Genomic DNA, 21872 nt, shown 5'->3' on the forward strand with positions numbered 1-21872 from the left:
CATATCTGGGGTTCGCAATCGTGAAGGGATCCGCATGACAACCTCGCCCACCGCTCCGCGCTCCATCCCCGTGGCCGCGACCGTCGATGAGTACCTGCAGCGACGCGACTGGCGCGTGAACGCCAACGCGAACCAGGGGTACAGCCTCGGCGGCCTCATCCTCAACGCCTCCGGAAAGCTGATCGCGAACTACTGGCTCGACGAGGTCTACGCGCACGAGGCGGGCGCCGCCCACCGCGACGGCGACATCCACATCCACGACCTCGACGTCTTCGCGGGGTACTGCGCCGGATGGTCGTTGCGAACGCTGCTCGAACAGGGGTTCAACGGGGTGCCGGGGGCGATCGCCTCGGCAGCCCCGCGGCACTTCACGAGCGCGCTGGGGCAGATCGTGAACTTCCTCGGGACCCTCCAGAACGAATGGGCGGGAGCACAGGCGTTCAGCTCGTTCGACACCTACCTGGCGCCGTTCGTCCGGCTCGACGCGCTGGACGAGGCGGCGGTGCGTCAGGGCATCCAGGAGCTGGTCTTCAACCTCAACGTCCCGTCGCGCTGGGGGACCCAGACCCCGTTCACCAACCTCACCTTCGACTGGACGTGCCCCGACGACCTCGCCGATCAGCGGCCGCTGGTCGGCGGCCGCGTCGCCGAGTTCACGTACGGCGAGCTCGCCCCCGAGATGGCGATGATCAACCGTGCCTTCCTGTCGGTGATGACCGAGGGCGATGCCGACGGTCGCGCCTTCACCTTCCCCATCCCGACCTACAACATCACGAAGGACTTCGACTGGGATTCGGCCGAGGCCGACGCGCTCTTCGCGATGACCGCGAAGTACGGCCTCCCGTACTTCCAGAACTTCGTCAACTCCGACCTCGACCCCGGCATGATCCGCTCGATGTGCTGCCGCCTGCAGCTCGACCTGACCGAGCTGCTCAAGCGGGGCAACGGCCTGTTCGGCTCAGCCGAGCAGACCGGCTCCATCGGGGTCGTGACGATCAACTGCGCGCGGCTCGGCTTCGTGCACGCCGGCGACACGGCCGGGCTCTACGCGCAGCTCGACCGCCTGCTCGAGATCGCCCGAGACAGTCTCGAAGCCAAGCGCGCGGTGATCGGGCACCACCTCGAGGCAGGGCTCTTCCCCTACAGCAAGCGCTACCTCGGCACCCTCGACAACCACTTCTCGACGATCGGCGTGAACGGGCTCAACGAGGCCGTGCGCAACTTCACCGCCGACGTCCACGACATCACGACCCCCGAGGGCATGCGGTGGACGGAGGCGCTGCTCGACCGCGTCCGCTCACGGATGGTGGAGTTCCAGGAGCAGACGGGGCACATGTACAACCTCGAGGCGACGCCGGCGGAGTCCGCGACCTACCGGTTCGCGCGCAGCGACATCGAGCGCTTCGGCGATCGCGGCATCCGTCACGCGGGCACCACCTCGAACCCGTACTACACCAACTCCTCGCAGCTGCCCGTCGCCTTCACCGACGACCCGTTCGAGGCGATGGACCTGCAGGAGGGTCTGCAGCAGAAGTACACCGGCGGCACTGTGCTGCACCTCTACATGGGGGAGGCGGCACCGTCGGCCGCGGCGTGCAAGGCGCTCGTCCGCCGATCGCTCGAGCGGTACCGCATCCCGTACATCACGATCACGCCGACGTTCTCGATCTGCCCGGAGCACGGCTATCTGTCGGGCGATCACGCGCTGTGCCCCGAGTGCGGTGCGACCTGCGAGGTGTGGACGCGGGTCATGGGCTACTTCCGCCCCGTCGACTCGTTCAACATCGGCAAGAAGGGCGAGGCGGCAGAACGGCTGTCGTTCTCGTACGACCGGGCGCAGCCGGCGGTCCGGTGATGCGGCGAGGCGCCATGAGCCCTCACGGGGCGGATGCGTTGCGGATCGCCGGGCTCTCGCGGTTCTCGTCGGTCGACTGGCCCGGCCGGCTCGTGGCGACGGTCTTCCTGCAGGGGTGCCCGTGGGACTGCCACTACTGCCACAACCCGGAGCTCATCGATCCGCGTGCGCCGGGTCGGATGCCGTGGTCGGAGGTCGGCGGGTTCCTCGCCGGCCGCGTGGGCATGCTCGACGGTGTGGTCTTCTCGGGCGGCGAGCCCACGTTGCAGCGGGGACTGCCCGACGCCCTCGACCGGGTGCGCGGCCTCGGCTTCGGCGCCGGACTGCACACCGGAGGCGCCTACCCCGGGCTCCTCGAACCGCTCCTGCCCCGGCTCGATGGCATCGGCCTCGACATCAAGGCGCTTCCCGACGACTACGAGACGGTGACCGGTCGCGGGCCGAGCGGAGCGGCGGCACTGCGCTCGCTCGATCTCGTGCTCGACGAGCAGCGGCGAAGGGCAGCGACGGCTCGCCCGCTCGAGGTCGAGGTGCGCACGACCGTGCACCCCGACCTCATCGACCCCGGACGACTCGGTGCCCTGGCCGACCTGTTGGCCGAACGGGGGGTGCGCCGATGGGCGCTCCAGCGGTTCCGCGCCGCCGGCACCCGCTGCGGCCCGGCACGAGGCGCCCCGCCGAGCCTCGAGGGGCTCCCTCGCACGCGCTTCAGCGAGCTGATCGTGCGGTGAGCGCGCGATCGGTGCGGATGCGGCGCAGCGCGGCATCCGTACCGGCGGCGAACCCGATCGTGACGAGGTACACCACGAGGTCGCGCGGGTCGAAGACCGTGCCGAGCACGAGCATCGCCGGCGGGAACGACGCACCAGCGCTCGCGGGGAGGCCGGTGAGCTGCAGCAGCTCCACCGCGACGCACCAGGCCGCACCGATCGCAGCTGCCAGCCGGATGCGCAGACGGGGCGCCACCGCGATGACGAGCAAGTAGACCAGCAGGGCATAGAGGGCATCGCCGGCGATGTCGGATGCCGCGGTGTCGGGCAGCACGCGATGCACGAGGAGACCCGCGGCGATCGTCATTCCGGCACCGACCAGGGCGACGAGGCGCCGCCGGAACGCGCGGCGACGATCACCGACCCACCCGGCGGCGGGGTCGGCGTGTCTTGTCGCGGCGCGGTCGTCCGAGGCCCGGACGTCGGCGTCGGCGTCGGCGTCGGCGTCGGGCGAGGTCACAGGAGGTCGCGGAGCCATGTCGGCGAGAGAGCCCGGGCTCCGTGAGCCTCCATGCGGCCGCGCAGCTCGCGATCCGCCGTCACCACGCTGACGTTCTCGCCGACCGCGGCCGCCGCCTCGACCGCGCCGACCACCGCGTCGTCGCCCGAGCCTGCGGCACGCACGAGCTCGATCCCCGCCGGATCCCCGACGGCCCGGGCCTGGCCCTCGACGACGGCGATCAGCCGCGGGAACCAGGTGTCGTGCCCTGTCCCCGTCTCGAGGCCGAGGTCGGCGGCATCCACTCCATCCGCGGCGAGGGAGGAGAGCGAGGCGAGCAGGCGATCGGCCGCACCGGCACGATCACGCCACCAGCCGTCCGGCACCGATCCCACCACGTTCGCGACGTCGACGACGATCGTGGGGCGCACCGGCAGCAGCGCGCGCAGCCGCGGCCAGGCGGCGCCGAATCCCGGGTGCAGCGGATACGTCTCGATCTCGGCGACCGGCACCCACGCGAGCTCACGGCTCTCGGGGTCGCTGATCACCGGCTCGAAAGGGGTCGTGACGTCGGCGAGCAGCGTGCCGTAGGTCCAGACCCCGACGTCCAGCACGCTCAGCAGCCGCGGCGACACGGCCGCGGCCGGCACGCCAGCTTCCTCGGCCGATTCGCGCAACGCCCCGTCGCGCGCCGACTCGCCCGCGTGGCGGGCGCCGCCGGGAAGACCCCAGGTGTCGCCGAAGTGACTCCACGACACCCGATGCTGCAGCAGCACGCCGCGTTCGGGGTCGACGGCGAGCAGGCCGGCAGCCCCGAACCGACCCCAGTAGCGCTCCCCGGTCGGGGCGACCACCCAGGCGTCACCGGGATCGCGCGGACCGTGCGGAGGGCGCGGTGCTGCCGACGGATCGAGGGTCATTGCTTCAGCCTGTCACAGCGCCGGTCCACCGTCTCGAGATTGGCATCGTGTTACCAGCCCCGGGCCGCCAGACGCTCGTCGCACAATGATCAGGTGGAGTACGAGATCGACGATTCGCCCGCCCGCATCCAGCGTGACGTGGTGTGGGGATGGCTTTCTTCGGCCGCCTACTGGGGCAGGTGGCGGGAACGCGCCGTGCTGGAGGCGCAGCTCGACGCCGCCTGGCGGGTCGTCGGCGCGTACCGCGTCGACACGGGCGAGCAGGTCGGGTTCGCGCGGGCGGCATCCGACGGCGCGAGCTTCGCCTACCTGGCGGATGTCTTCGTGCTCGAGGAGCACCAGGGCGCCGGAGTGGCACGACGGATGCTGCGCCGAATGATCGACGACGGCCCGGGGCGCGACTTCCGCTGGACTCTCTTCACACGCGATGCGCACACCCTCTACCGCGAGTTCGGTTTCGCCGCCCCCGACGCGACGGCGATGGTGCGACCGGCGGGGCCTGCCAAGCGCTGAGCGCGGAAGCGCGGGCGCGGAAGCGCGAGCGCCGGGCCCGGGAGCGGGAGCGCCGGACGGAAGCGGGAGCGCGCGGGGCGTGGTGCGGTGGAGCCCGGCGTGGCAGTGCGGCGGAGTGGCGTGGGGTCCGCGCGGCGGGGTGAACGCCGGAGACCCCGCAGAAGGCCTTGCGCCCGCATGTCTGCCCGGATACCTGAGGCGATGTCGGAGGTCCGTGACATCATTCGAACATGCATTCGAACGTGGGGTACGGCAGCGACGCAGACGTCGCCACGCTGGCCGCGCTCGTCGGAGACGCCGAGGCCGCGAAGGATGCTGTGCGGTTCGGGCAGATCCGTGAGGTGCGGGTACTCGCCGCAGCCGGGCAGCTCGCCGAGCGGCAGACGGCGGGCGCATCGGAGCGGGTGAAGGCCCACGAGATGGCGCTCCGGTCGATCGCCGCGGAGCTGGCGGGGGTGTTCGTCGCGACCGACCGCACGCTGCAGCGGCGGATCGATGAGGCACGGGATTTGGTGGAGAACTATCCCGCGACGATGGTCGCGTGGGAGGAGGGCCTGCTCGTTCGGGGGCATGTGCTGGTGATTCAGGATGCCGGGGCGATCGTGCCGCGTGAGGTGCGGGCGGAGTTCGAACGGCAGGCCATTGACCTGTGCCAGGGTGAGACCCCGAACCGGGTGCGGGAACGCCTGCGGATGCTCGCCGAACGCCTCCACCCCCGCCCGTTCACCGAACGGCACCGGGAAGCAGCCGCGGGACGGTGCGTTCGGGTGCAGCCCGGGGCGGACGGGATGTCAGATGTGGTCGCGACTGTCCCGACGGTGATCGCTGAGGGGATCGTGGACCGCCTCACCCAGCAGGCGCGGGAGATCGTCCACGCCAGAGACCGGGCGGGTGCGACCGAGCCAATCGACCCGCCAGGCTCGTCGTTCACCGACGACGAGCGCACCATCGATCAGGTCCGTGCGGACGTGTTCTCCGACCTCCTCCTCGCCGGAACACCCAGCCTGGACCCCACCGACACCGGAGACGGCAACGGGACCCTCGGCGCCATCCGCGCGAAGGTGCAGGTGGTGGTCTCAGCGCTGACCCTGGCGGGACAGGACGAGCACCCCGCCGACCTCGTCGGCCGCTCCCCCATCGACGCCGCCACCGCACGTGCTCTCGCGGGCGAGAACACCGGGTGGGACCGGCTGCTCACCCACCCCGTCACCGGAACCGTCCTCGAATGCGACACCTACACTCCCACCGCAGCCATGAAACGGCTCCTCCGGGCACGGGACCGACACTGCCGATTCCCCGGATGCCGGCAACCCGCCATCCGCTGCGAAAACGACCACACCATCGCCGCATCCCACGGCGGACCCACCCACCTCCACAACCTCGCCAACCTCTGCACACGACACCACCACACCAAACACCACACCCGATGGCGCGTACGACAACTCCCCGGCGGAACCCTCACCTGGACCTCCCCCACCGGCCGCACCTACCAAGACAACGCACCACCACCCCTCGTCACCTTCACCCCACCCGGCTTCACCCCACCACGGCCGGGAGCCGACCACTCCGAGCCACCCGGCGGTCCGATGCCGTCCGGGGAGGACGGGCCGACGTTCTCGCCGCCCAACGCGCCCTCCGCTCACCCACCCTTCTGACGGGGGTCACGTGGCTCCGACGAACGACTGATCCGGTACCACCACGGTCGCGGATCCGCGTCGTCTCGCGCGCCCGCCCCGCGGGCTCGTCCGACCCCACCGGGTCACCCGCGGCCACGGGCCCGCCTGCGCCGAGATACAGCACGGCTGTCATATCGAAGGTGCGCGACCGCGAAAGGCTCCGCCCGCGCCGTCCGGCCCGGCGGTCAATCGCACGGCCACGCGAGCGACCACAGAAAGGCGCAGCCCGCGGGCCATCTGCCCCGACGACCGCCCGCACGCCAGCGAGCGGCCGCAGAAGGCGCAGCCCGCGTGCGCTGCGGTCCGGCGGTCAGTCGTACGGACGCGCGAGAGGACGCGCGAGACCCGCGACGGTCGTCACCGGCCAATCCGCGTCGCTCGTGACGACCTCGACACCCGTCTCCGACACGATGACGGTGTCCTCGACCTTGGCGCCCGGTGCGCTCGGATTCCAGGCGAAAGCATGTCGCGCCGACACGACGTCGCGGGTCTCGGCGGTCGCACGCGGGTCGCGGCCCGCGTATCCCGTCGGCCCACCCTGGTGGTGCCGCTCCCACTCGTCCGAGGCGAAGCCCGCTGCACCGTAGCCATCGCAGCCCGCCGCGAACACGCGGTCCAGACGCGCCCCGGGGCGCGTCGCGGCGAGGAACGCCGCCTCGACGGCGAGGATCCGCTCGTCGTCGACGCCCGCACGCCCCACCCAGCGCGTGGCATTGGCGATGAGCCCCTGGCGCCGCCCGCACACCACGAGCATCGCGCGATCGCCCAGCGGCCCGGTCGTGGGAAGCGGATGCCGATGCGGCAGCCGGTCCACGCCGGCGACGAGCACGACCAACGGATCGATCCCCCGTTCGACGAGTCCCTGTGCCGCGATCGCCGCCGCATTCCGCTCGCTCGTCGACGGCCGCACCTCCCGCGCCACCTCGGTGAGCACCTCGGCGACCTCGCGCCCGAGCGCGCGATAGCGGTCGACCTCGACGGGGAGCAGCTCCGCGCGCGCAGCCCGCAGCGCGTCGCCGAGCGCCGCCTCGCCTACCGCGCCCGGCGCCTCGCCGGCCATCGTGCTCACCGAACGGTGCCACGGCACACGCACGACGCGGTCACCGTCACCGGCGGCGAACTCCTCGGCGATGAGGCGATCGGCCTCGTTGTCCGAGACGAAGAGAGTGTCGCCGTCGTGCGCGGCTCGCACGGCGAGCACCGGCGGACCCGCCAGCGACACGTGGGTCCGGACGCCGCCGAGATACCACGACAGCGCCTCGTGCGAGGAGAGCACGACGGCGTCGGCGCCGGCGCGCTCTCGGACGGCGGCGACCCGGCGCTGCTTGATCTCGCGTTCTGCCGGCATCGCCGCACCCGTCGCCGACATCTTCGTCCCCCGTCGTAAAACGTTTCCTCGCATAGTATGGCGACACGCTGAGGGGGTGGCGATCACGATGGCCGGAACCAGGCAGACGACGATCACCGACGTCGCCGCGCACGCGGGTGTGTCGCTCGCGACCGTCTCGCGCGTCATGAACGGAAACGCCACCGTCGATCCCGCCCTGGCGGCGCGCGTGCGCGCCTCGGCCGCCGAGCTCGGCTACTCCGCCAACCCGCTCGCGCGCAGTCTCGTGCTCGGACGGACCCAGACGATCTCGGTCGTCGTGCCCGACCTCGCGAACCCCACGTTCCAGGGGATGCTCCGAGGACTGAGCCGCGCCGCCGTCGCGGACGGCTACCACGTCCTGATCGCCGACTCCGACGAGCGCGTCGAGGACGAGCGCCTGCTCGCGCTCGAATCACGTCGCCGCTCCGACGGGCTCATCCTCTGCGCGCCGCGCATGAGCGATGAGCAGCTGTCCGAGGTGGTGCGCGAGGTCGCCCCCGTCGTCCTGGTCAACCGGACCGGAGGCGCCCCGAGTGTGGCAGCCGACTACCGCACGCCGCTGCGCGCGATCGTCGACCACCTGTACGACCGAGGACACCGCAGCTTCGCCTACCTGGCGGGCGCCCCGCACAGCGCGTCCAGCGCCCAGCGCCGCCAGGCCCTCGAAGCCGCGCGCAGCGAGCTCGCAGACTGCACGATCATCGAGATCCCGGCGGGCGTCGACTTCGCCAGCGGCGCCGGCGCCCTCGACGACGTGCTCGCCTCCGGCGCCACCGCCGTGCTCGCGTTCAACGATCTGTCGGCGATGGGGCTGCTGAGCGCCGCGAGCGAACGAGGCGTCGCGGTACCCGGCCGCCTCTCGATCGCCGGGTTCGACGACATCCCGTTCGCCCGGTACACCTCGCCTGCGCTCACCACCGCCGCGGTGCCGATGGGCGAGCTCGGCGCCCGAGCATGGGCGGCACTGCGCGACCTGCTGCAGGGACGCACCCCGGCCCCGGCTCTCGTGCTCTCGCCGGAGGTCGTCGTGCGCGGCAGCACCGGTGCGCTCGGCCCGCACGAGCCGACTCGCTGACGCCCGCATCCGGAGGCCCATCGGCGAAGCACCCCGCGGACGCGGGCGACCCTGCCGGACGACGCAGGTGCGTCTGCACCCTGGTCGCCGAACAGGCCGCGTGCTACCGTGAGAAAACGTTTCCTGAGAGCGCACGACCTCACCGACGCCTCTCGGACCCCACGCCGGAGGAGAGCCATGACCCGCACGCGCTACGCCCTGGTGGGCGCAGGACACCGTGCCCAGATGTACGTCGACGCCATCACCGGAACGTACGCCGATCGCGCCGAACTCGTCGCCATCTGCGAGCCGAACCCGGTGCGCGCCGAGCTCGCCCGCGATCGCGCCGTCGCCCGGGGATCCTCGGCCCCGACGCTGTGGGCGCCCGACGACCTCGAGACGGCGATCCGGGACGCCCGCGTGGACCGGGTCGTCATCACCGCCCGCGACGACCTGCACGCGCCGCTCATCGTCCGAGCCCTCGACGCGGGCGCCGACGTCGTCGTCGAGAAGCCGCTGACGATCGACGCCCCCAGTGCGGCCGCGATCGAGGCCGCCGTGGAACGCACCGGCGGCTCGGTCGTGCTCACCTTCAACTACCGCTACTCCCCCCGCAACAGCGCGCTGCGCCAGGTCATCCAGGACGGCCGCATCGGACGGGTCACGTCGGTGGACTTCTCGTGGATGCTCGACACGAAGCACGGCGCGGACTACTTCCGGCGGTGGCACCGCGAGAAGGAGCACTCGGGCGGCCTCCTCGTCCACAAGGCGAGCCACCACTTCGATCTCGTCAACTGGTGGCTCCGCGACGAGCCGCGTCGCGTCTTCGCCTCGGGCGGCCTGCGCTTCTACGGCGCGGAGAACGCCCGGGCACGAGGTCTCGGCGAGCGCCCCGACCGGGGCACCCACGACGGCAGCCACGACCCGTTCGAGCTCGACCTCCGCGACGACGACCGTCTGCGCTCGCTGTACCTCGACGCCGAGCGGCACGACGGGTACCTCCGCGATCGCGACGTCTTCGGTGAGGGGATCACGATCGAGGACAACCTCGCCCTCGTGGTCGACTACGCCGGCGGCGCGACGATGTCGTACTCCCTCAACGCCCACGCACCCTGGGAGGGCTACCGGGTCGCGGTCAACGGCACCGAGGGCCGCGCCGAACTCGACGTCGTCGAACGCGGCGCGGTGTTCGCCGACGAGGCGCTGCACCCGGTGCTCGACCCCTCGGCCGTGGCCGCCACGGGCCCCGCATCGCTGCGCCCGCAGGGCGAACGGCTGCTGGTGCAGCGCCACTGGGAGGACGCCGTCGAGGTGCCGATCGCGGGCGGCCCCGGAGGACACGGCGGCGGCGATGAGCTGCTCCTCGCCGATGTCTTCGTCGGACCCGGCGACGACCCGCTCGGCCGGCCGGCCGGCTGGCGCGACGGCATCCGGTCGATCGCCGTCGGCATCGCCGGCAACCTCTCGCTCGCCTCGGGGCTGCCGGTCGCGACCTCCGAGCTCGGAATCCGCCTGTTCGACCGCGAGCGATGACCCGCATCGTCGTCACCGGCGGCGCCGGTCGACTGGGACGCAGCCTCGTCGCGGGGCTCCTCGCCGCCGGGCACCGGGTCGTGTCGTTCGACCGCGCCCTCTCGGACGCGCCCGAGCTGCGCGGAGCCGACCAGGTCGCGATCGACCTCCTCGATGCGGAGGCGACCGTGTCGGCCCTCCGCGCCCAGCATGCGGGGGCGCTCGTGCACCTCGCGGCGATCGCGGTGCCGTTCAGCGCCCCCGAGGACGTCATCATGCGCACGAACTCCGCGCTCGCGGTGTCGGTGCTCGGGGGCGCCGTCGCCGCCGGCATCCCGAAGATCGTCGCGGCCTCCAGCCCCACGGTCCTCGGCTACGGCGCACCGCGGGGCTGGGTGCCCGATCGGTTCCCCCTCGACGAGCAGACACCGCCCGCGCCGTGGAACAGCTATGCGCTGTCGAAGCTCGTCATCGAGCAGACGATGGGGATGCTGCACCGTCAGACCGGCGACGACGTGCGATGGGCTGCGTTCCGCCCCTGCTACGTCATCGCACCCGAGGAGTGGGCGGGCGCCCCCACGCAGCAGGGCAACACGGTGCGCGAGCGACTGGACGACCCGAGCCTCGCCGCCCCGGCCCTGTTCAACTACGTCGACGCCCGCGACGTCGCGTCCTTCGTCGATGCGCTGCTGACGGCGCTGCCGACGATCCCGAACGCCGAGACCTTCTTCGTCGGCGCCGACGACGCGCTCGCGCGCGAGCCGCTGGCCGCCCTCATCCCACGCTTCCACCCCGGGACGACGAGCGTCGCCGCCGTGCTCACCGGCACCGCTCCGGCGTTCTCCTCAGCCAAGGCCCGACGACTGCTGGGCTGGTCCCCTCGCCACTCGTGGCGCACCGAGCTCGCGGATGCCGCGCCGCTCTCGCCGCCCGACACCCGAAAGGACGTGCCGGCATGAGATTCGACGGCATCCTCTTCTTCCCCGTCACCCCCTTCACGGCCACGGGATCGATCGACCACGACCTGCTGGGCGCACACGTCGCCGGCGGGGTGACCCACGGCGCCGGCGGGGTGTTCCCGGCCTGCGGGACGGGAGAGTTCCACGCGCTCTCGGCGTCCGAGGCGACGGCGGTCGTGCAGACCTCGGTCGCCGCCGTCGCCGGCCGGGTGCCGGTCGTCGCGGGCACCGGCGGCCCGCTCGGACACGCCGTGGCGACCGCACGAGGCGCCGCCGAAGCGGGTGCCGACGCGCTGCTCGTGCTGCCGCCGTACCTGGTCGGCGGGCCGCAGGCCGGGCTCGTCGCGTACGTCGAGGCCGTGGCGGCGGCATCCGACCTGCCCGTCATCGTCTACCACCGGGCGAACGCGCAGTTCACCCCGGCATCCATGCGGCACCTCGCCGAGAACCCGCGGGTCGTGGGCTTCAAGGACGGCGCCGGCGACATCGGCACGACCCAGCTGATCGTGCGTGCGGTCACCGCGGCGGGACGAGACGACTTCGCGTTCTTCAACGGGCTGCTCACCGCCGAGCTCACGCAGGCCGCCTACCGCGGCATCGGCGTGCCGCTGTACTCGTCGGCCGCCTTCGCGATGATCCCCGAGGTCGCGGTGGCCTACTACCGGGCCTACGTCGCCGGCGACGAGGATCGCCGCCACGAGCTGCTCGACGGGTTCTACGCCCCCCTCGTCGCGCTCCGCGACGAGACCCCCGGGTTCGGGGTCTCGCTGATCAAAGCCGGGCTTCGCCTGGGCGGCACCGCCGTCGGCGGTGTGCGAGCACCGCTCGTCGACCCCACGCCCGACCAGGAGCGCCGCCTCGCCGACATCCTCGACGCCGGGCGCGCCCTGCTGTGAGCGCGGTCGCCGCCCTCGACGCCCGCCTCCTCCGGGTGCCGCTGTCCCGCCCCTGGGGCCCCGATGTCACCTCGGTCGGGGTGATCCAGACCCACCTGAGGCGCGACGACGGCGCCGAGGGATGGGGGTTCGCCTGGACCCCGCAGATCGGCGCCGAGGCGGTGCTCGCGCTCCTTCGACACGACATCGCCCCCGCCGCGGTGGGACGCTCGGCCGTGCCGGGCGCCGCCTGGCAGGGCATGTGGGAGCACCTCCACGAGGCGGGCGGGGGCGGCGTGACGACGATCGCCCTCGCGGGGCTCGATCTGGCGATCTGGGATGCCGAGGCGCGCGCCGCAGCAGCTCCGGTGTCGGCACTGCTGGGGCGCACCCGCGAGAGTGTGCGGGCCTATGGCAGCGGCGTGAACCTGCACTACGACATCGATCAGCTCGTCGCGCAGACCCGGCGGTGGATCGACCGCGGGTTCGACGCCGTCAAGGTCAAGGTCGGGAGACCGGAGGTCGCCGAGGACCTCGACCGGCTGCGGGCCGTACGCGAGCAGATCGGGCCCGACCGCGAGTTGATGATCGACGCCAACCAGCGGTGGGACCTCGACCGCGCGACCCGGTCGCTCGAGGTCCTCGCGGCCGTGGGTCCCGCCTGGATCGAGGAGCCCCTGCGCGCCGACGACATCGCCGGCCACGTCGAGCTCGCCCGTCGGCTCGCGGGCAGCGCCCGCATCCCCATCGCCGTGGGCGAGAACCTGCACACCGAGCACCGCTTCGCGGAGGTGCTGCGCAGCGGCGCCGCGCAGATCGTGCAGCCGAACGTCGTGCGGGTCGGCGGCATCACGCCGTTTCGACGCATCGCCGCCCTCGCCTCGGATGCCGGCGTACCGGTGCACCCGCACCTGCTGCCCGAGCTGTCGACGCAGCTCGCGCTCACGCTCACCGACCCCGCCGCCGAGCCGTGGGTCGAGGACGTCGAGGACGCCGGGTTCGGCGACCTCGGCGCGCTGCGCGACGCCTCCCCCGTCGAGATCGCCGGGGGGCGGGCACGGGAGCGCGACCACGTCGGCCTCGGCCTGCGCTTTCGAGCACCCGACGGCGAGGCAGAAAGCGCTTCCCGTAGGCTCTGAGCATGACGCCGACCTTCGACGCCGCCTTCGATTGGGCGCGCCGCCACGTGACCGCCGGAAACCTCCCCTCGGCCGTGCTGGGCGTCGCCGACGCCCACGGCACTCTCGCCCTCGACGCCGTCTCGGCGGACGTGCACGACCGCTACGCGCTGTTCTCGATCACGAAGGCGCTCCTGGGCATCACCGCCGCCCGAAGCGTGCAACGCGGAGAGCTCACCCCGCTCACGCCGCTGACCCGGGCACTGCCGGAGTTCGGCACCGCGCGCGACGACGTCGTCCGGCTCGCGCACCTCGTCAGCCACACCAGCGGCATCGCCGACCCGCCGCTCGACACCGCACGTCCGCTGCGGGAGGAGCTGCTGGGGCGCGGACGGGACTTCGCGGCCGGCTCGGTCTCGCGGTACTCCACGATCGCCTTCGAGGGGGTCGCCGCCCTCGTCGAGCACGCGACGGGTCGTCCCTGGCACGAGGACGTCGCCGAGTGGGCCGGCGCGATCGGGGCCGACGGCCTCTCGCTCGATCTCGACGGCACCGCGCCCGTGGTCGACGCCGCGGACGCCGGGGTCGACATGGCGGTCTTCGCGACCCAGCGCAACCCCGGGGCGGGCCTCGCGGGCCGGGCGAGCGACCTGCTCGCCCTCGGCACCGAGTTGCTGCGCATCCACGGGGGCGCCCGCGACGGCATCCTCTCGCCCGCGACCCTGGCGATGATGCTGCGCCCGCTCACCGGCGACATCCCCCGGCTCGACCCCTACCCGGCCGAGCGCGGACAGGATTGGGGCTTCGCGTGGAACCTGCGCAGCCGCGCCCCGGGCCTCATCGCCCAGGACGCGTACGGTCACGGCGGCTGGGCGGGGACGGAGTTCTGGGTGCACCCGGACGCGGGCATCGCCTGGGTGCTGCTGACCAACCGCGCACTCCGACCCGGCGTCGACGCCGACGAACTCGACAACGCGATCATCGGCGCCCTGTGAGCGGGGTGCACGAGGTCACCCACGTCGGCTGGCCGACGGCCGAGACCCCGGCCGCGCTGCCCGAGCCGGCGGAGCGCGCGCGGGGCATCACCGTCACCGATCGCGCGCTCTCGCGGGACGGCCGCGGCTGGGTCCCCGTCTCAGGCGAGGTGCACTACAGCCGCCTCCCCCGGCACCGCTGGGAGGAGCGGATGCGACAGCTCGCGGCCGCCGGGGTGGGCATCGCCGCGACCTACGCGTTCTGGAACCATCACGTGCCCGAGCGCGGGCGCCCGCGATTCGACGGGCACCTCGACATCGGCGCGTTCGTCGATGTCGCCGCCGCCGCCGGGCTCGACGTCGTGCTGCGGATCGGTCCCTGGGCGCACGGCGAGTCGCGCAACGGGGGCTTCCCCGACTGGGTGCAGGCCGCCCCGGTCGCGCACCGCACCGACGACCCCGCGTACCTGACGCTCGTTCGCGAATGGTTCGCGCAACTCGGGTCCGCCCTCGACGGACGCGCGCGCCCGGGCGGCCCGGTCATCGGCATCCAGCTCGAGAACGAGCTGTACGACCGGCCCGAGCACCTCCGCACCCTCAAGCGCCTGGCGCGCGAGGCCGGGATGTCGGCGCCGCTGTGGACGGCGACCGCCTGGGGCGGCGCCGAGCTGCCCGACGGCGAGGTGCTCCCGGTCTTCGGCGGGTACGCCGACGGATTCTGGGTCGACCCGGACGCACCGTGGGATCCGACGTTCCGCGCGCACTACTTCCCGTCGCACGACTGGGACGACCCGGGGGTGGGCGCCGACGTGCGGGCGAGCCAGGGCTTCGCGGCAGCGAGCGCCGCCGCCGACCTGCACGGCTTCCCTCCCGCCACCTGTGAGCTGGGCGGCGGGATGGCGACCGCCTACCATCGGCGCCCGGTGCTGGCGGGCCGGGATGTCGCAGCGCTCGCCCACCTGAAGATCGGCAACGGATCCGCCTGGCAGGGGTATTACATGTTCGTCGGCGGTCGCAACCCCGAGCCGGCGCTGCAGGAGAGCATCGACACGGGCTACCCCAACGACATGCCCGAGTTCGGGTACGACTTCCACGCGCCCATCGGCCAATCGGGCGACCTCGCCGAGTCCGCGCCGTTGCTGCGCGTCCAGCACGCCTTCCTCGAAGCGTTCGGCGATCGACTCGCCCGCATGACGTCGTCGTTGCCCGACGTGCGCGCGGCGTCGCTCGATGACCGGACGACCCTCCGGTGGGCGCTCCGATGCGACGGCGACGAGGGCGTCGTCGTGATCTCGCACCACCAGCCGTTCGAACAGGTCGAGGCCGTGTCCGGGGTGCAGCTGCGCGTGCGCCGCGACGGCGGCGAGACCGCCTTTCCGAGCACCCCGATCACCGTGCCGCCCGGGACCCTCGCCCGCTGGCCGGTCGGGCTCGAGATCGGCGGCGTCCGGGTCGACTGGGCGACGGCGTCGTTGGTCACTCTGCTTCGGGGTCGTGAGCGCCCGACGCTCGTCCTGCTCGAGGATGCCGGCGTGCCGGTCGAGGTCTGCCTCGACGGCGTCGCGCGAGCGGTCGAGCCGGGGCGCGATGCGCCCGGTGGCGACCGCGGTCACCCCGATCTCGACGTCGTCGTGATCCGCGCCGCGGATGCCGAGCGGCTGTGGGTCCGCCCCGGTGCGCGGCCCGAGCTGTGGCTCACCGACGGCGAGCTGACGTGGGATGCCGACGGCGCCCTGCTGCGGGGAGCCACCGCCGCAGACCGATACGACCCCGACGCGCGCCGGTGGACCGACCTCGGGACGGGACCTGCGGAGACCGAGCGGATGCCCGTCGTCGTCGAGCTCGTCCGCGATGCCGGTCCGGCCGCGCGGGACTACGGCTTCGCCGGTCCGCGGCACCGCGCACCCGACCCCGGGACGCTCGACCGCGGCGCGGCCCTGTACCGGCTGCGGATCCCCGCCGCAGCGCTCGAACCGGACGCCGACGCCGTGCTCGACCTCGACTGGGCCGGAGACGTCGGCCTGCTCCGCGTGGACGGCACGATCGCGGACGACCGCTTCTGGGACGGCACGCGCTGGTCGGTGTCGCTGCACGACGTCGGGATCGTGGATCGGACCGAGGTGTCGGTGCAGGTGCTCGCGCTCGCCCCGGAATCGACCGTCGCCCTGGCTGCAGCGGCGGCGGCCCGACGCGCCGATGCCGCGACGACGCGCCTCGAGGCGTCGGTGCGCGTGCGGGGTTCCTGGCGACGCCCGTCGTGAGCAGCGGGCGGCGGGGTCGCCTCGACGCCCGCTGACACCGACGGTTGCCGTTTGCCCGCCGACGTGTGATGATCGGTCCACGCGGTACGGAATGCGCTTTCCATCGACGGCAGCGCGATCCCCCGCCCCGTGGTCGCCTCCGGACGCCCCGGTCGCCTGTCGCCCTTCCCGCTCTCGGGAAGGTCGTCCGGCATGCCCTTCTCGCCGATGAAGTCCAGGAGGAAACGTGACTGCGAGCCATCCCCCCGTCCCCGCCCGCCGACGCTCCACCCACCGCACCCTCGCCGTCACCACGGCTGCCGTCCTCGTCAGCACGCTGCTCCCGGCCGCGGCTGCCGCCGCCGAGGAGGACGTCCCGGTCTCCGCGGCGTCGCCGCTGGTGAGCCCCCTCGCCCCCGGCGAGGCGGTCGCCTTCGACTTCGGCCCGGGCGCGGTCGCGGCGGACGCGATCGGCGTCACCTCGGGCGCGGCGTTCGACCCCGAGCAGGGCTTCGGCTTCTCGGCACCCCCGACCGCGGCGACACCCGACGTCGACCGCGGCGGCGACGATGCGCTGCGGTCGGACTTCGTGGCCGCTCAAGGCGGCACGTTCGAGGTCGACCTCGGCGCCGGTGACTACTCCGTCGCCCTCATCGCCGGTGATGCCGGCGGCGCCACCGACATCACCCTCACCGTCGAGGGCATCGTGAAGGTCCAGCCCACCGCCAAGCCGGCCGGCGAGTTCCTCGAGATGGCCTTCCCCATCGCTCTGGTCGACGGCCGCCTCACCGTGCAGGTCGGCGGCACCGCGGCATCCCTCGCCGCACTGACGATCACGCGCCTGGGCGAACGCCCGGCCGGATCGATCCCCACGACCTACCTGACCGGCGACTCGACCGTGCAGACCTACGACGCCACCGCCTACGCCCCGCAAGCGGGGTGGGGGCAGATGCTCGACCGGTTCCTCGCCGACGACGTCGCCGTGACCAACCGCGCGATCGGCGGGCGCTCCTCGAAGAACTTCATCACGCAGGGCCGCCTCGACGAGGTGCTCCTCGCCATCCGCCCGGGCGACTACCTGTTCGTGCAGTTCGGCCACAACGACGCCACGCAGGGCGTCGACGACCGGTACGCCTCGCCGGCCGACTACAAGGAGTATCTGCGCGTCTACGTCGACGGCGCGCGCCAGCGCGGCGCCACCCCGGTGCTCGTCACACCCGTCTCCCGGCGCGATGTCGACCCGGCCACGGGCCTGTTCCGCGTCAGCTTCCCCGAGTACGTCGCCAAGATGACCGAGCTCGCCGCCGAGGAGGACGTGCCGCTCGTCGACCTCTCGGCCTCCAGCCGCGCGTACCTCGACGGCATCGGCGCCGAGGCCGCCAAGGCGGTCTTCCTGCACGTCGACCCGGGCGTCTTCCCCAACCGCCCGGCGGGCACGGTCGACGACACGCACTTCCAGGAGTACGGCGCGATCCAGATGGCGCGCCTCGTCGCCCAGGGCATCGCCGCACTCGACGACCCGCTCGCCGAGAAGGTCACCGACACCGATCAGCCCGACGACCTTCCCGCCGCCCCGCAGAACCTGGTCGCCGGCGCGATCAGCAACGCCGGTGCGACGCTGCAGTGGGATGCCGTGCCCACGGCCGACATCTACCGGGTCTTCCGCCAGCAGGCGGGCGACGACCCCGACGCGTGGACGCTCGTCGGAACCGTGACCCAGCCGACGACCCTCGCGCAGGGCCTGCCCGAGGGGGCGACCGTGCGCTACCGCGTCGTCGCCGTCAACGGTCGCGGCGAGTCCGAGCCCTCGGCGCCGGTGGAGTTCACCACCAAGCAGGCGGCGTACCGCTTCGACTTCCAGCTGCCGGGCAACCCGCTGGCCGCCGGATACACCGAGGTCACTCCGGCGCTGGGCTACACGGCCGAGCGCGGCTACGGGTTCACGAACACGCTCCCCGCCAACGCGGGACGCGACCGCGGCGCCGCCGAGGGGTCGAACGACCTCGTGCGCGACTTCGTCCTCCCCGGCGACAGCTCGACGTTCGCCCTCGACGTGCCCAACGGCACCTACTCGGTCAAGACCTTCTCGGGCGACTGGATCGGCTCCACCCGCACCAGCTTCCGGGTGGAGGGCAAGGAGGCAGGCTCCGGCAACGCCGGCCGCGGGTCGGTCGCCGCGGTGCTGCGCGGACCCTTCCTCGTCACCGACGGGCAGCTGAGCATCGAGGCCTACGGTGCGGCCGCCGGCACCCGCCTCAACGGCCTCGAGGTCACGCCCATCCTGCTCGGACCGTCGGGGCTGGTCGTGACGGGCGTCGACGCCGACCCCGCCGCTCCGACCGTCTCGCTCGCGTGGGAGCCCGAGACGGGAGTGCGGTGGAACGTCTACCGCAGCTCGGAGTTCGACCCCGCCCCCGCGCTGATCGGCTCGAGCACCGAGCCGGGCTACGTCGACCGCACCGCCCGGGTCGGCCTCGACTACGCCTACCACGTGACCGCGATCGATCAGACCGACCTCGAGTCCGTCCCGTCCGCGACGGTCGAGACGAGCCTCATCGACGCCGCCGTCGCCGCGCCCGCGGCACCCGCCGACCTCACCGCGGAACGCATCGACAAACGCGAGATCGAACTGTCGTGGACGGTCCCCGGCGACGCCGTGGCGACGCTCGTCTTCCGCTCCGAGACCGCCGGCGAGCGCGGGGAGCTGGTCGGGATCGTCGACGCGCCGCGCTTCGTGGACGGCGGCGTGCTGACCACCGTGCCCTACTTCTACACCGTGGTCGCCGTCAACGCGGGAGGCGCGGGCACACCGTCCGCGCAGCTCGAGACGGCGGCACCGACGGTGCTGCAGCGACAGGCGGAGTACCTCGACCGGGGTCTCGCCGCCGTCCGCACCGACGGCGGCGTGCTCGTGTCGTGGCGGCTGCTCGGAACCGACCCCGCCGATGCGGCGTTCCACGTCTACCGCGACGGCGAGCGCATCACCGAGGCGCCGGTCACCGAGACGACGAACCTGCTCGACGCCGAGGGGACCGACGACGCGACCTACCTCGTCACCCGGCTGAGCGCCGACGGCGAGCGCGAGACGACGGAGTCGGATGCCGTCTCGGTGCAGACCGCTGCCTACCGCTCGGTCCCCCTGCAGAAGCCGGCCGACGCCTACACGAAGGACGGCCAGCCGTACTCCTACTCCGCCAACGACACGACCGTCGGCGACGTCGACGGCGACGGCACCTACGAGCTCATCGTCAAGTGGTACCCCTCCAACGCCAAGGACAACTCGCAGGCGGGCTACACCGGCAACGTCTACGTCGACGCCTACCGGATGGACGGCGAGCGGCTGTGGCGCATCGATCTGGGGGTGAACATCCGCGCCGGCGCCCACTACACCGATCTGATGGTCTACGACTTCGACGGGGACGGGCGGGCCGAGCTCATCACCCGCACGGCCGACGGCACGATCGACGGCACCGGCCGACCCATCGGCAACGCGGGCGCCGACCACCGCAACAGCTCGGGCTACGTGCTGCAGGGACCGGAGTACCTCAGCGTCTTCGACGGGCTCACCGGCGCCGCCGTCGACACGATCGACTACGTCCCCCAGCGGGGCGACGTGGGGTCGTGGGGCGACACCTACGGCAACCGGGTCGACCGGTTCCTCGCCTCGGTGGCCTACCTCGACGGCGAGCGCCCCAGCGCGATCTTCAGCCGCGGGTACTACACCCGTGCGGTGATCGGCGCGTTCGACTTCGACGGCCAGACCCTCAGCACGCGTTGGGTCCTCGACACCGAGGACGAGGGGTCGGAGTCGGTCTACGGCCAGGGGTACCACTCGATGTCGGTGGCCGATGTCGACGGCGACGCCAAGGACGAGATCGTCTTCGGCTCGGCGACCATCGACGACGACGGCGAGGTGCTGTACTCGACCGGGCTCGGCCACGGCGACGCGCTGCACGTGTCGGACCTCGACCCCGCGCGCCCCGGCCTCGAGGTCTTCGCCGCCCACGAGACGATGTCCGCCTCGGGCAACCGCGGCGCGACGTTCCGCGATGCGGCCACCGGCGAGATCCTGTGGGACATCCCCGCCACCGTCGACACCGGACGAGCGGCGTCGGGCGACATCGATCCCCGGCATCCCGGAGCCGAGGGGTGGGCCGTCGGCGGCGACGCCGCGTGGAACTCCCGCGAGGGGCATCTGATGTCGGCCGCCGGCGAGCGCATCGGCGACAGCATCCCCGCGGCGAACTTCCTCGCCTGGTTCGACGGCGACCCGCTGCGCGAGATCGTCGATCACTCCTGGAACGCCGCGACGTCGCAGGGAACCCCCACGGTCTCGAAGTGGAACTGGGAGGAGGGCGCCGAGGAGCTCCTGCTCTCGGACGAGGGCGCGCGCTCGAACAACGGCACGAAGGGCACGCCCAACCTGCAGGCCGACCTGTTCGGCGACTGGCGCGAAGAGATCGTGTGGCGTTCGGCCGACTCCTCGGAGCTGCGCATCTACGCCACGACCGACGAGACGGAGCTTCGCATCCCGACGCTCATGCACGACATGCAGTACCGCGTCGCGGTCGCGTGGCAGAACACCGGGTACAACCAGCCCCCGCATCCGAGCTTCTTCATCGGCGACGGCATGGCCCCCGCTCCGATGCCGTCGATCGCGGTGACCGGCGACTCCTCGGGAGCGACGGACGAGACGGCCCCGGTCATCTCGGGGCTCCCCGCGGACGGGCTGCTCCTGGCCGACAGCGACCGGCTGTCGTTGGCCATCACCGCAGACGACCCCGAATCGGGCGTGCGCACCCTGGATGTCGCCTGGGACGGCGAGCCCGTCGCGGCGGACGAGCTGCTCGAGCTCGCGGGCCTCACCGGTGAGCACGTGCTCACCGTGCGGGCCGTGAACCACGACGGCCTCGTCGCCACCGCGCAGACGCGCGTGGTGGTCTTCGAGGACGACGGGGCCACTGGCGCCCCCGCCCGCGGCTCGCTGCACAACACCAGCGGCTGGGACGACGGTCTGCACGACGGCACGTTCACCGTCACCATGAATCTGTGGTGGGGCACGAACGGGTCGGTGTTCCGGCTGTACGAGAACGGCGAGCTGATCGCGACGCGTCTGTTGTCGGCCGCCACGCCGATGGCCCAGGTGGCGTCGGTGGAGGTCGCCGGACGGTCCAACGGCACCTACGTGTACACCGGCGAGCTCGTGAACGCCGCGGGCACGACGCAGACCGCGTCCACCACGGTCACGGTGTCCGATGCCGCCCCCGGCCGCCCCGTGGTCTCGCACGACAACCACGACCGCGACGGCGCCTACACGCTGACGACCGACCTGTGGTGGGGCACCAACGCCTCGGGCTACACGCTGTACGAGAACGGCGAGGCGATCGACACGCAGCAGCTGACGGTCGCCTCGCCCGGGGCGCAACGGGCGCAGACCGCGGTCACCGGACGGGGCCCCGGCACCTACGAGTACGTCGCCGAGTTCACCAACGACGCGGGAGCCACCCGGTCGCGACCGGTGACCGTCGTCGTGCGCTGACCGGCGTCGTGCGCCGACAGAGCCGGCCGCTGCGACCGTCGTCCCGCTCGGGGCGGCGG

At 72.8% G+C, this 21872-nt stretch carries 15 protein-coding genes; 12 read left to right on the forward strand and 3 right to left on the reverse strand.

Going from position 1 to position 21872, the window contains the following annotated elements:
- Nucleotides 1-34 precede the first annotated feature (34 nt).
- Both HW566_RS06175 and HW566_RS06180 read left to right on the forward strand, forming a co-directional pair.
- Nucleotides 35-1855, forward strand: a complete 1821-nt coding sequence (locus HW566_RS06175) for a ribonucleoside triphosphate reductase (protein WP_178011306.1) — start codon at nt 35-37, stop codon at nt 1853-1855.
- A gap of 14 nt (nt 1856-1869) precedes the next feature.
- Nucleotides 1870-2586, forward strand: coding sequence for an anaerobic ribonucleoside-triphosphate reductase activating protein (locus tag HW566_RS06180; RefSeq protein ID WP_178011308.1), 717 nt, complete (start codon nt 1870-1872; stop codon nt 2584-2586).
- On the opposite strand, the gene HW566_RS06185 is transcribed toward HW566_RS06180, so the two are convergent.
- Entirely contained in the window at nt 2564-3085 is a 522-nt protein-coding gene (locus HW566_RS06185) for a DUF2809 domain-containing protein (protein ID WP_256728892.1), read from the reverse strand. The genes HW566_RS06180 and HW566_RS06185 overlap by 23 nt on opposite strands.
- The gene (locus HW566_RS06190) at nt 3082-3984 is read right to left on the reverse strand and encodes an NUDIX domain-containing protein (RefSeq protein ID WP_178011310.1); all 903 of its coding nucleotides are present in this window, start codon (nt 3982-3984) and stop codon (nt 3082-3084) included. Before HW566_RS06190 ends, HW566_RS06185 begins: the two co-directional genes overlap by 4 nt.
- Before the next feature lie 93 nt (nt 3985-4077).
- On the opposite strand from HW566_RS06190, the gene HW566_RS06195 reads away from it, so the two are divergent.
- Both HW566_RS06195 and HW566_RS06200 read left to right on the forward strand, forming a co-directional pair.
- Nucleotides 4078-4497, forward strand: coding sequence for a GNAT family N-acetyltransferase (locus HW566_RS06195; protein ID WP_178011312.1), 420 nt, complete (start codon nt 4078-4080; stop codon nt 4495-4497).
- 230 nt (nt 4498-4727) lie between these two features.
- Entirely contained in the window at nt 4728-6152 is a 1425-nt protein-coding gene (locus tag HW566_RS06200) for an HNH endonuclease signature motif containing protein (RefSeq protein WP_178011313.1), read from the forward strand.
- Between the two features lie 331 nt (nt 6153-6483).
- Here HW566_RS06200 and HW566_RS06205 read toward each other — a convergent pair whose 3' ends face one another.
- Complete coding sequence (locus HW566_RS06205; RefSeq protein WP_256728893.1) at nt 6484-7521, reverse strand: M24 family metallopeptidase; 1038 nt, start codon at nt 7519-7521, stop codon at nt 6484-6486.
- Nucleotides 7522-7609: 88 nt separating this feature from the next.
- Between HW566_RS06205 and HW566_RS06210 the strand changes: the two genes are divergently transcribed.
- From HW566_RS06210 to HW566_RS16185, 8 genes are all read left to right on the forward strand, one after another.
- A complete protein-coding gene (locus HW566_RS06210) occupies nt 7610-8617 on the forward strand; it encodes a LacI family DNA-binding transcriptional regulator (RefSeq protein ID WP_178014736.1) in 1008 nt (335 codons plus the stop codon).
- A 177-nt stretch (nt 8618-8794) separates the two neighbouring features.
- Entirely contained in the window at nt 8795-10129 is a 1335-nt protein-coding gene (locus HW566_RS06215) for a Gfo/Idh/MocA family protein (RefSeq protein ID WP_178011314.1), read from the forward strand.
- Nucleotides 10126-11067, forward strand: a complete 942-nt coding sequence (locus tag HW566_RS06220) for an NAD-dependent epimerase/dehydratase family protein (RefSeq protein WP_178011315.1) — start codon at nt 10126-10128, stop codon at nt 11065-11067. Before HW566_RS06215 ends, HW566_RS06220 begins: the two co-directional genes overlap by 4 nt.
- A complete protein-coding gene (locus tag HW566_RS06225; RefSeq protein ID WP_178011316.1) occupies nt 11064-11963 on the forward strand; it encodes a 5-dehydro-4-deoxyglucarate dehydratase in 900 nt (299 codons plus the stop codon). Before HW566_RS06220 ends, HW566_RS06225 begins: the two co-directional genes overlap by 4 nt.
- Nucleotides 11960-13081, forward strand: a complete 1122-nt coding sequence (locus HW566_RS06230; protein ID WP_256728895.1) for a mandelate racemase/muconate lactonizing enzyme family protein — start codon at nt 11960-11962, stop codon at nt 13079-13081. Before HW566_RS06225 ends, HW566_RS06230 begins: the two co-directional genes overlap by 4 nt.
- Nucleotides 13082-13083: 2 nt before the next feature.
- Complete coding sequence (locus tag HW566_RS06235) at nt 13084-14055, forward strand: serine hydrolase domain-containing protein (protein WP_178011317.1); 972 nt, start codon at nt 13084-13086, stop codon at nt 14053-14055.
- Nucleotides 14052-16295: a beta-galactosidase gene (locus tag HW566_RS06240; RefSeq protein ID WP_178011318.1), complete on the forward strand. Its 2244-nt coding sequence runs from the start codon at nt 14052-14054 to the stop codon at nt 16293-16295. Before HW566_RS06235 ends, HW566_RS06240 begins: the two co-directional genes overlap by 4 nt.
- A 226-nt stretch (nt 16296-16521) precedes the next feature.
- Nucleotides 16522-21813: a rhamnogalacturonan lyase family protein gene (locus tag HW566_RS16185; RefSeq protein WP_178011319.1), complete on the forward strand. Its 5292-nt coding sequence runs from the start codon at nt 16522-16524 to the stop codon at nt 21811-21813.
- Nucleotides 21814-21872: the final 59 nt, after the last annotated feature.

Origin of the sequence: Microbacterium oleivorans, from assembly GCF_013389665.1 — a bacterium.
In the GTDB taxonomy this organism is placed as follows: Bacteria; Actinomycetota; Actinomycetes; order Actinomycetales; family Microbacteriaceae; genus Microbacterium; species Microbacterium oleivorans_C.

Excerpts from the sequence above, each read along its gene's own strand:
- HW566_RS06175 (WP_178011306.1), top strand. The coding sequence starts at position 35 with ATGACAACCTCGCCCACCGCTCCGCGCTCCATCCCCGTGGCCGCGACC.
- HW566_RS06220 (WP_178011315.1), top strand. The coding sequence starts at position 10,126 with ATGACCCGCATCGTCGTCACCGGCGGCGCCGGTCGACTGGGACGCAGC.
- HW566_RS06235 (WP_178011317.1), top strand. The coding sequence starts at position 13,084 with ATGACGCCGACCTTCGACGCCGCCTTCGATTGGGCGCGCCGCCACGTG.
- HW566_RS06190 (WP_178011310.1), bottom strand. The coding sequence starts at position 3,984 with ATGACCCTCGATCCGTCGGCAGCACCGCGCCCTCCGCACGGTCCGCGC.
- HW566_RS06200 (WP_178011313.1), top strand. The coding sequence starts at position 4,728 with ATGCATTCGAACGTGGGGTACGGCAGCGACGCAGACGTCGCCACGCTG.
- HW566_RS06210 (WP_178014736.1), top strand. The coding sequence starts at position 7,610 with ATGGCCGGAACCAGGCAGACGACGATCACCGACGTCGCCGCGCACGCG.
- HW566_RS06225 (WP_178011316.1), top strand. The coding sequence starts at position 11,064 with ATGAGATTCGACGGCATCCTCTTCTTCCCCGTCACCCCCTTCACGGCC.
- HW566_RS06180 (WP_178011308.1), top strand. The coding sequence starts at position 1,870 with ATGAGCCCTCACGGGGCGGATGCGTTGCGGATCGCCGGGCTCTCGCGG.
- HW566_RS06205 (WP_256728893.1), bottom strand. The coding sequence starts at position 7,521 with ATGCCGGCAGAACGCGAGATCAAGCAGCGCCGGGTCGCCGCCGTCCGA.
- HW566_RS06215 (WP_178011314.1), top strand. The coding sequence starts at position 8,795 with ATGACCCGCACGCGCTACGCCCTGGTGGGCGCAGGACACCGTGCCCAG.